Annotated in this window: 15 protein-coding genes; 4 read left to right on the forward strand and 11 right to left on the reverse strand. The window is 46.3% G+C overall.

Annotation, left to right across the window (positions count from 1 at the left end):
- Positions 1-176: 176 nt before the first annotated feature.
- On the forward strand, positions 177-497 hold the full coding sequence (locus BLQ13_RS12050) for a winged helix-turn-helix transcriptional regulator (protein ID WP_090919666.1): 321 nt from the start codon (positions 177-179) through the stop codon (positions 495-497).
- Between the two features lie 157 nt (positions 498-654).
- A complete protein-coding gene (locus BLQ13_RS12055; RefSeq protein WP_090919669.1) occupies positions 655-1,863 on the forward strand; it encodes an S-layer homology domain-containing protein in 1,209 nt (402 codons plus the stop codon).
- A 77-nt stretch (positions 1,864-1,940) separates the two neighbouring features.
- On the opposite strand, the gene BLQ13_RS12060 is transcribed toward BLQ13_RS12055, so the two are convergent.
- Positions 1,941-3,101, reverse strand: a complete 1,161-nt coding sequence (locus BLQ13_RS12060) for a Gfo/Idh/MocA family protein (protein WP_090919672.1) — start codon at positions 3,099-3,101, stop codon at positions 1,941-1,943.
- A gap of 115 nt (positions 3,102-3,216) precedes the next feature.
- On the opposite strand from BLQ13_RS12060, the gene BLQ13_RS12065 reads away from it, so the two are divergent.
- On the forward strand, positions 3,217-4,098 hold the full coding sequence (locus tag BLQ13_RS12065; RefSeq protein WP_090919675.1) for an AraC family transcriptional regulator: 882 nt from the start codon (positions 3,217-3,219) through the stop codon (positions 4,096-4,098).
- A gap of 33 nt (positions 4,099-4,131) precedes the next feature.
- On the opposite strand, the gene BLQ13_RS29005 is transcribed toward BLQ13_RS12065, so the two are convergent.
- From BLQ13_RS29005 to BLQ13_RS12080, 3 genes are all read right to left on the reverse strand, one after another.
- Positions 4,132-4,266, reverse strand: a complete 135-nt coding sequence (locus BLQ13_RS29005) for a hypothetical protein (RefSeq protein WP_276326739.1) — start codon at positions 4,264-4,266, stop codon at positions 4,132-4,134.
- A 254-nt stretch (positions 4,267-4,520) separates the two neighbouring features.
- Positions 4,521-5,309 carry a TrmH family RNA methyltransferase gene (locus tag BLQ13_RS12075; RefSeq protein WP_090919678.1) on the reverse strand — a complete coding sequence of 263 codons (789 nt, stop codon included), beginning with the start codon at positions 5,307-5,309 and terminating at the stop codon, positions 4,521-4,523.
- Positions 5,310-5,351: 42 nt separating this feature from the next.
- A complete protein-coding gene (locus tag BLQ13_RS12080; protein ID WP_090919680.1) occupies positions 5,352-6,014 on the reverse strand; it encodes a potassium channel family protein in 663 nt (220 codons plus the stop codon).
- Between the two features lie 168 nt (positions 6,015-6,182).
- Between BLQ13_RS12080 and sspI the strand changes: the two genes are divergently transcribed.
- Positions 6,183-6,416, forward strand: coding sequence for a small acid-soluble spore protein SspI (gene sspI, locus BLQ13_RS12085; protein WP_036673259.1), 234 nt, complete (start codon positions 6,183-6,185; stop codon positions 6,414-6,416).
- Positions 6,417-6,576: 160 nt separating this feature from the next.
- On the opposite strand, the gene BLQ13_RS12090 is transcribed toward sspI, so the two are convergent.
- From BLQ13_RS12090 to liaF, 7 genes are all read right to left on the reverse strand, one after another.
- Positions 6,577-8,160 (reverse strand): peptide chain release factor 3, encoded by a 1,584-nt coding sequence (locus BLQ13_RS12090; protein WP_090919682.1) that lies wholly within the window; start codon positions 8,158-8,160, stop codon positions 6,577-6,579.
- 396 nt (positions 8,161-8,556) lie between these two features.
- Complete coding sequence (locus BLQ13_RS12095; protein ID WP_090919812.1) at positions 8,557-8,955, reverse strand: DoxX family protein; 399 nt, start codon at positions 8,953-8,955, stop codon at positions 8,557-8,559.
- A gap of 495 nt (positions 8,956-9,450) precedes the next feature.
- Positions 9,451-11,001 (reverse strand): glucose-6-phosphate dehydrogenase, encoded by a 1,551-nt coding sequence (zwf, locus tag BLQ13_RS12100; protein WP_090919685.1) that lies wholly within the window; start codon positions 10,999-11,001, stop codon positions 9,451-9,453.
- 178 nt (positions 11,002-11,179) lie between these two features.
- Complete coding sequence (locus BLQ13_RS12105; RefSeq protein WP_090919688.1) at positions 11,180-12,010, reverse strand: YwmB family TATA-box binding protein; 831 nt, start codon at positions 12,008-12,010, stop codon at positions 11,180-11,182.
- Positions 12,011-12,256: 246 nt separating this feature from the next.
- A complete protein-coding gene (locus BLQ13_RS12110; protein ID WP_090919691.1) occupies positions 12,257-12,925 on the reverse strand; it encodes a response regulator transcription factor in 669 nt (222 codons plus the stop codon).
- The gene (locus tag BLQ13_RS12115) at positions 12,867-13,982 is read right to left on the reverse strand and encodes a sensor histidine kinase (protein WP_090919694.1); all 1,116 of its coding nucleotides are present in this window, start codon (positions 13,980-13,982) and stop codon (positions 12,867-12,869) included. Before BLQ13_RS12115 ends, BLQ13_RS12110 begins: the two co-directional genes overlap by 59 nt.
- A gap of 37 nt (positions 13,983-14,019) precedes the next feature.
- The gene (gene liaF / locus BLQ13_RS12120; RefSeq protein ID WP_090919697.1) at positions 14,020-14,667 is read right to left on the reverse strand and encodes a cell wall-active antibiotics response protein LiaF; all 648 of its coding nucleotides are present in this window, start codon (positions 14,665-14,667) and stop codon (positions 14,020-14,022) included.
- Positions 14,668-14,715 lie beyond the last annotated feature (48 nt).

Raw genomic sequence — 14,715 nt, forward strand, 5'->3', positions numbered from 1 at the left:
GTGTCGAACCTGTGAACTCCAGTGTTTACAGGGGTTTTGTTGAATGTTAACGCTTTATGTGGTAAGTTTAATAGCAATTGGATTGTGACATTTTATACATAAGACCTGTGGACAAGAAGGTTACAATAAGTATACTAAGTATAGTACAAGGGATACTAAACCAAAGGAGTACAGTTATGAACGATGATGAGAATGCCAAACAGATGTGCTCAAAAGTGGAACAATCTTATCAGATCATTGGCCGAAAATGGGTAGCTTTAATTATCCATGCGTTGATGGAAGAACCCAAACGCTTCAGTGAAATTCATGCTTATATTCCCGATTTGAGCAAACGTGTATTGAATGAACGTATGAAGGAATTGGAAGAAGAGGGATTGGTCGTGCGGCATGTCGTTACTGAACGTCCTGTTCGGACTGAATATATGTTGTCCCGCAAAGGAAGCGAACTCGGGCGCGCGTTAAGCGCTGTCGAGCGATGGGCGGAGAAGTGGTTGTAAATTTAATTGTATCAACTCACCAACATAAAGGCAGAGGTAAGAAAGGGATATATCCTCTTTCACCTCTGCTATTTTATTCCTATTCTTTACATCATAAGATAAGCAACCGATAAATTATTATAGCTATAATAATTTCCAACAAAGGAAGGTACATAATTTGAAAAGCCTTAAACGTATGGCCGCTTGCTCTATTTTAACTGCATTATTATTAGGTTCCACAACCGTAACAGCTGAATCTGTAATTCAAGAGCTGTATAGTGAAGAATTAACTGCCCGGACATGGGAAGGAATACCAATCAAGCATATGGATCAACACTGGGCCAAGCGTTTATTTCAATGGGGTATCTCCAGTAACATAATCAATGGATATACGAATACCAACCTTAAACCAGACCAAGTCATTACAGAGGCTGAATTTCTTAAAATGTTCTACAGAGCAGTGGGTCTAGCTATTCCAAATGCAAGTGCAAATAGTGCGTATCGTCCCAGTGAGAATTGGACAGAAGGCCTCTACAGAACAGCTAAACTATACAACCATCCGACAATTGGAGCAAACAACTTTGCATTGAGAATGAAACCGATCACAAAACTACGTGTTGCCGAAATCATCAGTGGATCCCAAGGTGTTCATTATACTGGCCAATATGCGGTCACCTACCTGATCGGACAAGGATTAGCCAATAGCAAAGCAACTTCTCCGCAACAGTTTGATGGTGAAAGTACACTTACGAGGGCAGAGGCACTTCAATGGATACGCCAACTTGCTTTACATGGAAAACTAACCATTGAGCAAAGACCAAAAATCCCTACGGACCTCGGTCTTCTGCCTGAAATGGCGAACACACCTCCTGAGGTGATTCCTGATTTTAGTACAGAACCTGTGACGGATGAAGATTTTAATTTGGTTATTCAGGGCAATAATTCAGAACTCAGATTTGGAGACTCGAAAAAATCCATTGATGCACAATTTGGTAATTCTTCAGGGAAGAGTATTTTTGATGACGATATGTATCCTTTATTCAATGCTCATTTTAACCAAAATGGAGAATTAGATGGCTGGAAAACATACTTATATGAAGAAGATTCGATTCGACCAGGTGTTTCACGACTTACGAAAAAAGGAATCGTATTGGGTGAAAGCACCATAACCGATGTTATAAGCCGATATGGATCATCTGGAGTAAGAGGAAATGGGATCATCGATTATCACTATAAAAAGATGAATGATGGTACTTATCAGGATATTTCAATCTATGATCGTATATCAAATATGGAAGATGTTTGTATGATCGCATTTCTGGTTGATGATAAAACACAGGTAGTCTACGATATTATCGTAAAATCATCACTAAAGGATGCATTTTAGCTTAATTCTAGAGTAACATCTTTAAGAAAAGATCCCCTTTCGGTTACTCGAAAGGGGATTTGATTTACATAAGATGATTACTCTTCATCCAATCGGCGCCCAAGCGTAATACCTATATCCTCAAAATTTTCAACAGACGACTTCTTCTCGTAAAAGTGAACCACACGCCGCATCATACTCTCTCTGGAATAAAATGTATCGTCCGATGGTATTGGAAAAACCACCTTCTCCCCCGTACTTGCAGACTTATATATCCCAACAATTAGCTCCAGTGTATTCCGTCCGCTCTCCCCATCAACAACTAGCGATGTCCCATACTCTATAGCATCCAACACATTCTCAACCTGTCCGGCGTGGCCTGAATGAATAACTTCCGGCAATGCATCATACTGCTCCTGAAGCTTACGTTCAAGATCCGGATTAGGTTCGGGGAATCCATGACTTTGCGAAGTGGATGCGACCACTTTCCAGGGAACGGACACGCGGGCTTCTTTTCCTTGAAAAATCAACTGCTGCTCCTCTCCGTGATGTACCACGGAACTTGTAATCATGCCCACTGCTCCCTGGCTGAAGCGTAGCATCGCCATAGATATGTCCTCCACCTCGGCATTATCATGCGCCGTATTGGCCATCATAGCCTGCACTTCGATGGGCGCCCCCATCATCCAGAGCATGGCATCTATATGATGTACCGCATGATTAAGCGTACAGCCGCCGCCTTCTTTTTCCCAGGTCCCGCGCCACCACAGATCATAATAGGAATGTCCCCGCCACCAGTAGGAGTCCACTTGAACATGGAGAATCGGTCCCATATGCCGGCTATCCAGTACACTTTTAAGCTTCATCATGGGAGTGGTAAATCGATTCTGGGCAACAACCGACAGCAGTGTGCCGCTATCCTGCGCTGCTTTCAGCATCTGGTCCGCTTCCTCTAATGAAGAAGCCATCGGTTTTTCAACTAATACATGCTTGCCGGCCTTCATGAAATCACACGCGATGGAAGCATGAGTATATGGAGGTGTACAGATCGATACAAGATCAATATCTTTTTGAAGTAGTTCATGATAATCCGCTACTGCCACAGCATCGTGTAGTCCGTATTCTTCAATTCGTTTTTGCGCTTTTTCCATATACACATCGACTACTGCCACAATCCGGCACCGCTCCGGGAACTTCATATACGCAGAGATATGCGCATTACTAATCGCACCCGCACCAATAATAGCTACATTCATCATCACTCTATCCCTCCCTTAGTTTCTTCACAATACCTCAGAATAGAGCGCTTTTATGCATGTATTCTGTGATAAAATATAACTATCTTGCGATGGTAAGGGAGGTCATCTGGTTTCTATGCCACATATAAGTGATAGGCAATTCAGCCTGGTATGCCGCCGTACATCCCGTGCAACCTTTCGTGAGGTTTTTCATGCTCATTCACAACTGGAATTAACTTATATTCATGACGGTTACGGGCAGTTGATTACCGAGGGAAAGGTATTTCCACTTGAACCGGGTACGCTTATGATTTTCCGCCCCTTTCAGATGCACCATGTGCAAATTCAGGTATCTGAAGCACACCCATTTGTACGCACGGTGCTTATGGTGGAGTTAGAGTTACTACACGCCTATTGGCCACACTTCATAACCACGCATCATTTTACCGAGCACCTTCTCAATGAGCAGTATTCTATTCAACCGATCTTTCTCGTACCGGATTCACCGCTCATTCAGCGAATGGAACATTTCGGAGAACAATACCCTGAGTTATTACCTTATGAGCTTGCTGAAGATGCTTGTCTTTTTGTACTGGATGTACTGACGCAACTACGTCACATCTGGAACAGAACAGCCGGTCTCCCGGATCAGTATTTGTCAAACCAACCAACAGGTCATTCAGAGATCATTGATCCCCACGCCCAAGCAACCATGCAATGGATTGAGCAACACTACGCGGAACCTTTTCGTTTAGAACACATTGCGAGTGAGTTGCATCTCTCTCCCTATCACCTGTCCCATGTGTTTAAAAAGGCGACCGGCACCAGCATTATTGCATATGCTCAGGCCACACGTATTCGTCAAGCCTGCGTACTGCTTGGTCGTACATCTTTATCCATTCCTGAGATCGGCCACCGTGTCGGCATGTCTAGCCCCTCTTATTTTTGCAAAATATTTCGTAAAGCCACCAACACCACACCGCACCAATATCGGTTGAGGATGAGAGGTAGCCATTAGATAGGACGGACGGAAAAAGAATAGCTAGCATAATCAGCGCACATGCACTAGAAAACGAACCGTACGATACACATCCGTTACCGTCTTCTCATATAACTCTCCATAAGCCTCATGGTCTCCAGCCAAGGTCAGTTTCACCAATGTTATGTACTCATTCTCTTCACTCATTTCCCATCCCCCTTTCTGCTGATACTATATATTGGTTTAGGTCTATGATATCGTTCGATTTAATTTGGTAAATTCAATCCTGAATAAAAATAAAACCTATTCCAGACACTTCATATTGAAGGTGGAATAGGTCATTCAATGTTTCACATCATCACCAAAAAGACTGAAATCTGCTGAGGGAAAACCCTCACTTTTTCCAGTCTCCATTCAATTGGTGGAGGTAATAGGGGTGGATAATAAGGGTAGGTACTATTTCAACCCATCCGCTGCCGCATCGCTTCAAACAACAATATCGTTGCTGCCATCGCGGCGTTAAGCGACTCCGCTTGTCCTTGCATCGGAATCGTAATTGCGTCATCTACGAGCTGTGCCGTGGTGTCCGAGATTCCCTTGCCTTCATTGCCAATGACAAGCCACACCGGCTGGGTAAAATCATAACTGTAACACGAATACTCTGCCTGCAAAGAGGTGCTAACCAGCCTCACACCTGCGGCTTTTGCCTCAGGAAGCAACGACTGCAATTCTCCCTCCACAATCGGCAAATGGAACAAAGAGCCCATCGTTGATCGAATCGTCTTCGGATTATACACATCCGCACAACCAGCGCCAAGAACGACACCTGCCGCTCCGGCGGCATCCGCACTGCGAATGATCGTGCCCACATTTCCGGGATCTTGCACATTGTCCAGCACAACGACCAATCCTTGCCGCTCTGCAATCAGACTTTGCAGTGGCTCTTTGCTTTTTCGCACGATTGCAAATACCGGCTGAGGCGTCATCGTATCCGTACATTTGGCGATCACGGCAGGAGACACACTGACCCACTCGACTCGCTTCAGTGGATTCTCCAGTCCAGCCAGCTCTATAGGCACTCCCTGCTCACCGTCGTATACGATACACTCCAGATCAGCTCCGGCACGTAGCGCTTCCTGTACGAGATGAATGCCCTCAATTATATATTTATGTTGACGGGTTCGATGCTTTTTCTCCAGCAACTGTGCCCACTCTTTTACACGTGTATTTTGCGGTGATACAATATCCATCGTTCCATCCTTCCCATTTTCGGGCTCATTATTATTCCTTAATCACTTCGGATAGGCCAGCTCAAGCTTCGTCAGATGATCCTTGTGCCCCACAATAACCAGCACATCTCCATCTGCAATCCGATCCTCGGCATAAGGGGAGATGTTCATTGAACCTCCGCTTTTAATGGCCATGACGTTACAGCCGAAACGCGCCCGAATGTTCAGCTCCAGCAGGTTTTTGCCAATCATCTGCTCGGATGCTCTGATCTCCAAAATGCTGTAATCCTCGGATAATTCAATATAGTCCAGAATGTTGGGTGATGTTAAGTGATGCGCTACACGCAGACCCATATCCCGTTCCGGGTAAATGACTTTGTCCGCACCAATCTTCTGCAACACCTTGCCATGTAACTCATTTTGAGCTTTTACAATCAGCACGGGCACACCCATATCCTTCAATATCAAAGTAGTCAAAATACTCGCCTGTATATCTTCACCAATCGCTACAACAACAACGTCAAAATTACGTATGCCCAGCGCTCGCAGCGCTTCTTCATCCGTTGAGTCTGCCGATACTGCATGGGTTACCACATTGGACATCTCCTGCGTCCGCTGCTCGTTCGCGTCAATCGCCAGCACGTCAAATCCCATGCCGCTCAGCGCATTCGCTATACTTGATCCGAATCGTCCCATACCGATTACAGCATATTGTTTCTTCGCCATCAGGGTATTTAACCTCCCGCTGCATTACGGCAAGACGCACCAGTTCTGGTACGATGCCAACGTAAATAATCCTTCGTAGTATACCACAAAGACGGAAAAACTTGAATGCGCTCACCCTCCACAGGGAACAGTAATACAGCAGCCGAATAAACCGAGGAGGGAATTGCGATGCCCATTACATTAAGCCTGCGTGAAGCGATTGTTCATAAGGTTCATGACAAAAGTGATGACCAGCTCCGGGAGATGATCGAAGGTTCAGTAGACGGACCCGAAGCAGCGTTGCCTGGACTTGGCGCCATTTTCGAGATGATCTGGAAGAACACAGAGCCTGCCAAGCAGGAGGAACTGATTCAGATCGCGCAGGAGCATCTGCACACCATTCCCGTACAACCGCTTCGATAATTGAAGCACTGACGGGTGAAGGGAACCATCAAACCGTTTGTTCTGTCTGCAAAAAAAGCTCCCCTAACCCGGCAGGATCAACCCCGCCGAGATCGGTAAGGGTAAAGCAAAAAAATCCCTCCACCACCCGGCGGAGGGATTTCATTATATCAAGATAACATTAAGGCGCGGTTTCGAGGAACTTTGCCGTTGGATTTTTATCGATCGCCGTTCTCATCGCATACTCATTCTCGAACAGTACAACGTAATTGCCCTTTTTATCTTTTACCAGGGCAGAGTTAATCCGGAATTTGCTCGGGTCTAAGTTCTCGTCCACGATCCAGCGGGCAAACTGATACTGCATCCGTTGCAACTGCACATCTACCCCATATTCACCCTTCATCCGGTATTCGAATACCTCGAACTGGAGCTGACCGACTACGCCCAGAATGGTCTCATCAAAGCTCACCGTGTTAAATACCTGAATAGTACCTTCCTCCGTAAGCTGATCGATCCCTTTTTGATACTGTTTGTGTTTCAAGGCATTTTTAACTGTCACTTTGGCAAAAATCTCTGGCGAGAACGTTGGCAATTCATCAAATACCACTTCACTGCCCTGACTCAGCGAATCACCAATCCGGAAAATTCCCGGATCGAACAGACCGATGATGTCGCCAGCATAAGCCTCTTCGACGATATCCCGATCCTGTGCCAGGAATTGCTGCGGTTGGGACAGCTTAATTTCTTTGCCTACACGATTATGCTTCACGCTCATGCCGCGCTCGAACTTACCTGACACAATCCGCAAGAACGCGATCCGGTCGCGGTGCGCAGGGTTCATATTCGCCTGAATTTTGAATACATAACCCGTGAACTTCTCATTCGTTGGTTCAATTTCGCCAGCGGTACTGCGGCGTGGTTCTGGCTTCGGAGCAAGCTCCAAGAAATTCTCAAGGAACGTCTGCACACCAAAATTGTTGATGGCACTACCGAAGAAAATCGGTGTCAATTCACCCTTCTGTACCTTTTCCATATCAAATGGGTCACCTGCTACATCCAGAAGCTCAAGCTCCTGACATAACTGATCATGCAGGTACTCACCCGCCATCTCACGGATAATCGGATCTTTGTATCCATCGACTTTTTGCACTTTGATCGTCGAATGATCGTCGCCTTGGAACAGCTCCACCTGATTTTTCATCCGGTCGTACACACCGCACAGATCACGGCCTGTACCAATCGGCCAGTTCATAGGGACGGAGCGAATACCCAATACGTTTTCCAGTTCTTCCATCAGGTCAAACGGACTTTGTCCCTCACGGTCCAGTTTGTTGATAAACGTAAAGATCGGAATGCCACGCTTCGCACATACCTGGAACAATTTGATCGTCTGTGCCTCGACACCTTTTGCCACGTCAATCAACATCACCGCGCTGTCGGCAGCTGTCAGTGTACGATACGTGTCCTCACTGAAGTCTTGGTGACCTGGAGTATCCAAAATGTTGACCCGATGATCCAGATAATCAAACTGCATGACAGAGGACGTAACCGAGATCCCCCGCTGTTTCTCGATTTCCATCCAGTCACTTGTTGCGTGTTTGCTTGCTTTCCGGGCTTTAACTGTTCCCGCAAGGCGAATCGCGCCCCCGAACAACAGTAGCTTCTCGGTCAATGTCGTTTTACCCGCATCGGGGTGAGAGATAATGGCAAACGTGCGACGTTTGTCCACTTCCTTTTGAAGAATGTTATTTGCAGCTTTGCTCATAGCGTCTATCCCTTTCATCCGTTCATTCACGTTAATCCGGTCAGTGCCGGTCGTCCATAGATTCACTCGGTAAACTTTCAAACGTAGTTGTAAAATCTAAAACTTTATGCCACCCGGCTAATCCGGTTGATTATAAACTCGCATGTCATCCTCATCATCAGAGGTACACGATAAATTCATTTTACACATTTACAATGGAGTTCATCCTTTCAGATCGGTGCTTCCATTCATGCTTTTTCCCTCGTTCTCAATTCAACTCTCCTATTGTACCATAATCTGTGCTGAAAATAACCGATTACGTTCCACCAATTCAACACTTTTCTTCGCAAAAAAAAGAACCCTTCCGCCATGTAACTGGCATCCGGGTTCCTCTCATGTCTTACAGATCATTCGATTTTAGAAAATCATTGCATCCAGCGCATATTGCCCGCCGCCTGTCAGAGCCAGAGCTACGCCCACCACAAGGATGGCGAGGTTATACTCGAATCCGTTCTGTGTAGACCAGTAACCGTTAGCACCGTGTACTTTAACGATGGCAATCACCATAGTCAGTGCGATCAGGATGCCACCTACCGGTGTCAGCAGACCCAGCGCCAGCAATAATCCGCCGCCGAACTCTGCAAGTCCTGCCAGCAAAGCAACGAGTGCACCAGGTTTCATGCCCATCGATTCAAACCAACCGCCTGTACCTTTGATGCCGTAACCCCCGAACCATCCAAACAGCTTCTGTGCCCCGTGCGCCATGAACGACAAACCAATCACCAAACGAATCAACAACAACCCTACATCCAACATCATTTTCTTTTCCTCCATTCGATATATACAAAATAGTATTCTTAGATTAAAGATATTATGCGAAAATTTTTTCATGATACTGTCTGCCCGCAAACCCCTTCAACTGGTTTACCTTTTATCTCATGAATGTTCCTCTGCGTCGGATTTATATATCATTTTTTTGACCGAACTCAGCAGGTCTTTTGCTTAACTCTTTAACTCATGTGTTGAGTATAAGTTATCCACTTACTTTTTGTCAACAACTTAATTTAAATTATTTATTTCCTTTTGGTGGAACCTCTTTGGATCTACTTCTATGTCCGTGAATTCGATTCACTATCAACAGAAAAAAGCCTGAAAGACCGCATCTCTCATGCGATCTTCCAAGGCCCTCTTTTAACACAGATAGTTGAACTAAAGGGAGTTACACAGAGCATTCCGATGGGAAACCACCTGAACATTCGCGTTATCCCTTAATAACCTTTAAATTCTTTTATGGTCGATTCCCTCATGAGCTTAACTGTTCACATGCCAAATGACGCTATCCTCATCCTGCCCATTCACTGGCCACCAGTGGAAACCATCCTGCTCCAGCAACTTCGCTGTCTCCTCCGGGCCCCACGTTCCTGCGGGATATGTGTGCAATTCACCCTGATTGCGTCCCCAAGCGGCCGCGATCCGGTCAACAAAAGACCATGCGGTCGCCACTTCATCCCAGCGGGTGAAGTATGTTGAGTCGCCTTCTGCTGCATCATGCAGCAGGCGCTCATAAGCCTCGGGCGAGTTGATTCCGATCATGCAGCTCTGACAGAAGTCCATCGCCAGGGGCTGAATCTCGGAATCAGAGCCCGGCTTTTTGGCATTAATTTTAATATAAATGCCTTCCATCGGATTTACCCGAATCACGAGCAGGTTCGGCTCCAGCTTATATTTTTTACCGAGGTATACGTTGTTCGGCATCGATTTGAACTCAACCACAATTTCCGTAGTTTTCACCGGCAGACGTTTGCCTGTCCGAATGTAAAACGGTACACCGGCCCAGCGAAAGTTATCAACGAATACGCGTGCTGCAAAGTACGTCTCCGTATTGGACTCCGGATCAACCTTGTCTTCCTGACGGTAGCCCGGAAGCTGTTTGCCTCGGGACTCCCCTTCCGTATACTGGGCACGTACCACGTTGTTACGCACATCTTCATCCGACGTAAACTCACGCAACGAACGAAGCACCTTCACCTTTTCATCCCGGATATCCTCCGGAAACAGACGGCTTGGCGGTTCCATCGCAATCATCGTCAGCATCTGCAACATATGATTCTGACCCATATCACGGAGTGCACCGGAGTGGTCATAATATCCTCCACGCTCCTCTACACCAACTGTCTCACCTAGTGTAATCTGAACATTGGCGATGTGTTTATTGTTCCAGAGCGGTTCGAAGAAGGCGTTCCCGAAGCGAATCACTTCGATATTTTGCACCATTTCCTTGCCCAGGTAGTGATCAATCCGATAGATTTCCTCTTCCTTAAACACCTCGCGAATCTGTTCATTCAGCTTCTCGGCCGATGGCAGATCATATCCGAACGGCTTCTCAATCACCAGACGATTCCATCCACTGCCCTCCAGCATGCCGCCATCTCTCAAACTGTACGACACACTGCCAAACAACTCAGGCGCCAGTGCCAGATAGAACAGCCGATTTCCCGGTGTTTTGAACTTGGCCTCCAACTGTTCGGTCTGCTCCCGCAGTTCCCGGAACCCGCCCACATTGTTAATATCGAGTGATTTATATTCAAAATGCTCGGCAAAAGCGTTCCACTCCTGCGAATCCCCCGCCGGGTAACGGCAGAATTCCTGGATAGATTCCAGGAGATCATCCCGGAACTGTTCCTGTGACCTCGGACGCCTGGCTACGCCAATAACCGCAAAGTCATCAGCAAGCTTGCCTTCACGGTATAAACTGTAGATGGCCGGAAACAACTTCCGGCGGGCCAAATCTCCCGTTGCTCCAAAAATGAAAAATACTGCACCTGGTGTCTGTACTTCATTTTGCATCTGTTTATTGTCCATAGGCTCCTCTTTCCTCCGGGAAGACCTTCTTATCCGCTTCCCGAGCTATGTAATAGTGTTCAGTTCAGTCGATCTGATTAAACTAAATGACAATTACCAGCAAGTCCCAACTTGGATGTGATGATATTTTAGCATATCCCCTGCCGGGAATCAGCTACAATATCATTACCTCCATCAATTAATATTCAATCGTGATCACCGGAAAACCGACAGTAACACGTGCATCATTCTGTCCACTGACTTGATGTACCGCAAGCTGCATATTTAATAGGTGCGAGCCGCTCATAATCTCCAAAGGTAACTCTTTCTCCTGATAGGAAACACTGGCTGTAGCTCCATCCTCATAACGCTCAACTGCTATCATTTCCAGTTCATCAGAGAGCTTGGCTTCCAGCGCCGCTAACTGTTCACTGGCCTTTCTCTCCGCACCAGCCTGAGCCATATTGGATACCTCTATTGTGGCTGGCTTGTCATTCCCTTCATTCATCTCACTTAACTTGCCCTGTACGGACATATTCCAGCTTGCTTCGTTCAAGTCGTGTTCAGTCATTGCCTCTGCCACCTGACCATGTAATGCAAGCAATGCCTGACGATCCAGTTTTGCTCTTCCTGCCAGCTGCACGATCACATAATATTCATCCTGTTCTGTACTCGCCACATTAAGCAACAACCCTATTGGGGATTCTGAAACGCCAACTTTTCCCTGGCTTCGATAGACCTCATGTCCGGTTTGAACATCCTGAACGGGAGCTTCAAGTCCCAGATCTGCTGCCAGCTTCATAGCTTGCATACGAGCATCTCCGTGGCCTGCGACTTGCCATTTGATCACCCATTGATCTGCATGTTTGATAACTGTATCTGCTGTATGTAATAGTTGCTCCAGTTCAGCCACTTCGGTACCAGAACCTTTCGTTTCTACTTCTACATTCGCTGCATATACCTGTGTAACTCCGATTAAAATTATAATGGCTATGGCAATGACCCCTGTATTCATCCAACGTTTTACCAAGTGAATTCCCCCATTCGCTCTGCCAATCTATGAATCTATCAACAGCATGCCCCCTTCCAACGTGACCTAAACCCCATTACGAGACTCTTTCTATGAATACATACAAAAAAAAGCCCATCCACCACGTTAGGGCAGAACGAGCTTTCCGTTATATTCAACCTTGATTCTTTCATCTGAAATTTTTCAAAATTTTGTTTATTTCCATTCCAGACACATACCTTGCGGCTACCTGGCTATCGTATCAACTTACTCGGCTAATCCATTCTTATAGGCATAAATCGCGGCCTGTGTCCGGTCATCCACATCCAGCTTCGCTAGCAGGTTGGTTACATGGAACTTAACCGTCTTAATACCGATGATCAATTCGTCCGCAATATCCTGATTGGACTTGCCTTGCGCCAGCAAACGCAGAACATCCATCTCCCGATCGGTTAACTCTTCATGTAAAGGTGCTGCCGCTTGCGGCTGTCTGAACCGATTCATCATCTTGGATGCTACCTGTGACTCCAGAACAGATTGCCCGCGGGCAGCGGCACGAATCGCATCAGCTACCTCATTGGCTCTGGACGTTTTCAGCAGATAGCTGAATGCTCCTGCTTCAATGACCGGATACATTTTCTCATCGTCCAGATAACTGGTCAGCACAATGACTTTGCATTCCGGATTCATTTTGAGTACCTGACGTGTCGCTTCAATGCCATCCATACCTTCCATGACAAGGTCCATCAGCACAACGTCCGGCTTATACTCCTGTGCAAGCCTGATGCCTTCCTCTCCGCTTCCGGCTTCACCGATCACTTCAATGCCGTCTTCCGTATCAAGAACCGCGGCAAGACCTATACGCACCATCTCATGATCATCCACGAGCAACACTCTGATCGACGTTTCCGTCTCCGTTTCGACTTCCGGTTCCATTGACATGTTCTACCTCGCTTTCATCGTTCATCAGAGGGATGGTAATCTCAATCCGTGTTCCTTTGCCAGGTGCCGTCACAAATTGGATGGCTCCCCCAATCTCCGTAACCCGTTCACGCATATTCGCCAAACCATAGGAGGCCTGCTTCTGTTCATCCAGATCGAAGCCCTGCCCGTCGTCTCGAATCAGTACACGAACCGCATCCATTCGGCGTTGCAATCTGATCTCCATTTTCTCCGCTTTTGCATGACGCAACGTATTCGACATCGCTTCTTGCACGATCCGGAATAAATGGTTCTCGATTCCTTTGACCAGATGAATATCTTCGTCCATCTCCAGCACGATCTCCATCGGTACTTTGGTTTTGAGTTCCATCACCAGATCACGCAATCCCTGCTCCAGCTGTTTTCCCTCCAGATAGACGGGCCGAAGATGCAACAACAAAGCCCTCATCTCGGACTGGGCCACGGAAGCCATCTCTTCAATTAAAGCAACCTGCCGCTGTGCCCGTTCAAAATCCTTCTCCATCTTTCGGCCTACCGCCGTTGCTGTCATTGAGATCGCAAATAGCTGCTGTGATACCGCATCATGCAATTCCCTAGCAAGCCGTTGTCTCTCCTCTACAATGGCTGTAATTCTGGCCTGTTCGGCCAGCTGTGCATTGTTCGTGGACAACCGCTGGAGGGAAGACACCTGATCCTCCCACTTTTTGCCTATGCGACCCAGTTGTTCACTAAGCCGGCCGACATCATCCTGACCGAGGTCGGGTACCGTACGGGAGAGTGATCCTTTTTCCCATTGCAACAAGGTTTCCGTCAACAATTCTAGCCGTCTTTTCACCCTATAACTCTGGTAAAATCCAAATACCGCCCCAATTCCGATCAGAAGTAACAACAGAGCCAGCCCGGATTGAATCAGATGACGCCAGCCTGCAAATGGAGCCAGATAACCATATGTATACAATACATATAAAATAACAGCAAACACAATGAAAACAAGGAGGATCCCTTCACGCATACTTCGGGTAACCATATCGGTATGTTTTCTATCCTTCATCCGGGACCTCCTCCTTTTTTTCATCCATTTCCTAGTACTACGGATTATGAATATTTAAGTCGCCAACAATATACGAAATAACAAATTTCACTTTATATTCACTGGATTCATATCCAGGAGTTCTCCATACCAATTGATTCATCATGCCGCTATCCTGCTCGCCTAACAGATTAATTCGGCCAAATAGCACCGACGCCTCAATCTCAACTCCGTAATCCTCAGGTAGCGTTAGACGTACATTGCCCATAACGCCTTGCAACAGCACAATCGTTTGCTTTTCCTCAGGAATAGAGAGGGACAGATCCGCATTGACCTCGCCAATGGCATGCCATAGACTCATACTGCGCAGCCTCCAGGAGGACTGATCCCAGTAATAACGGGCCATAAAATTTTGTTTTTTCATGACATCATCATGTAGATGAATCTTTTTGTTCTTGGAATAAAAATAAGCTAATGAGGCGAGTACAATTATAAAGACAATCATCAAGTTATCTAGCAATAACAGGGCTGCACCAACACCAAGATAGCGATACCCTTTTTTGGTTTCTCCTTTTCGAATCTGAAGCATTCCAACCGTTAACAGAATAAGTGCGGCAGCCGTCAGCAGGTTCATATTCCGGTTAAAGAGCATTAGAAAACCAACCACAATAATAATGACTGCAATCCAGTGACTTTTTTTACTCATTTCTGCCGCACCTCCTCTGTAAGTTCATCTACGATCTGGATTTTCTTC

Source organism: Paenibacillus polysaccharolyticus, assembly GCF_900102085.1.
GTDB classification, from domain to species: domain Bacteria; phylum Bacillota; class Bacilli; order Paenibacillales; family Paenibacillaceae; genus Paenibacillus; species Paenibacillus polysaccharolyticus.

Excerpts from the sequence above, each read along its gene's own strand:
- BLQ13_RS12050 (WP_090919666.1), top strand. The coding sequence starts at position 177 with ATGAACGATGATGAGAATGCCAAACAGATGTGCTCAAAAGTGGAACAA.
- BLQ13_RS12060 (WP_090919672.1), bottom strand. The coding sequence starts at position 3,101 with ATGATGAATGTAGCTATTATTGGTGCGGGTGCGATTAGTAATGCGCAT.
- BLQ13_RS12065 (WP_090919675.1), top strand. The coding sequence starts at position 3,217 with ATGCCACATATAAGTGATAGGCAATTCAGCCTGGTATGCCGCCGTACA.
- BLQ13_RS29005 (WP_276326739.1), bottom strand. The coding sequence starts at position 4,266 with ATGAGTGAAGAGAATGAGTACATAACATTGGTGAAACTGACCTTGGCT.
- BLQ13_RS12075 (WP_090919678.1), bottom strand. The coding sequence starts at position 5,309 with ATGGATATTGTATCACCGCAAAATACACGTGTAAAAGAGTGGGCACAG.
- BLQ13_RS12080 (WP_090919680.1), bottom strand. The coding sequence starts at position 6,014 with ATGGCGAAGAAACAATATGCTGTAATCGGTATGGGACGATTCGGATCA.
- sspI (WP_036673259.1), top strand. The coding sequence starts at position 6,183 with ATGCCCATTACATTAAGCCTGCGTGAAGCGATTGTTCATAAGGTTCAT.
- BLQ13_RS12090 (WP_090919682.1), bottom strand. The coding sequence starts at position 8,160 with ATGAGCAAAGCTGCAAATAACATTCTTCAAAAGGAAGTGGACAAACGT.
- BLQ13_RS12095 (WP_090919812.1), bottom strand. The coding sequence starts at position 8,955 with ATGTTGGATGTAGGGTTGTTGTTGATTCGTTTGGTGATTGGTTTGTCG.
- zwf (WP_090919685.1), bottom strand. The coding sequence starts at position 11,001 with ATGGACAATAAACAGATGCAAAATGAAGTACAGACACCAGGTGCAGTA.
- BLQ13_RS12110 (WP_090919691.1), bottom strand. The coding sequence starts at position 12,925 with ATGGAACCGGAAGTCGAAACGGAGACGGAAACGTCGATCAGAGTGTTG.
- BLQ13_RS12115 (WP_090919694.1), bottom strand. The coding sequence starts at position 13,982 with ATGAAGGATAGAAAACATACCGATATGGTTACCCGAAGTATGCGTGAA.
- liaF (WP_090919697.1), bottom strand. The coding sequence starts at position 14,667 with ATGAGTAAAAAAAGTCACTGGATTGCAGTCATTATTATTGTGGTTGGT.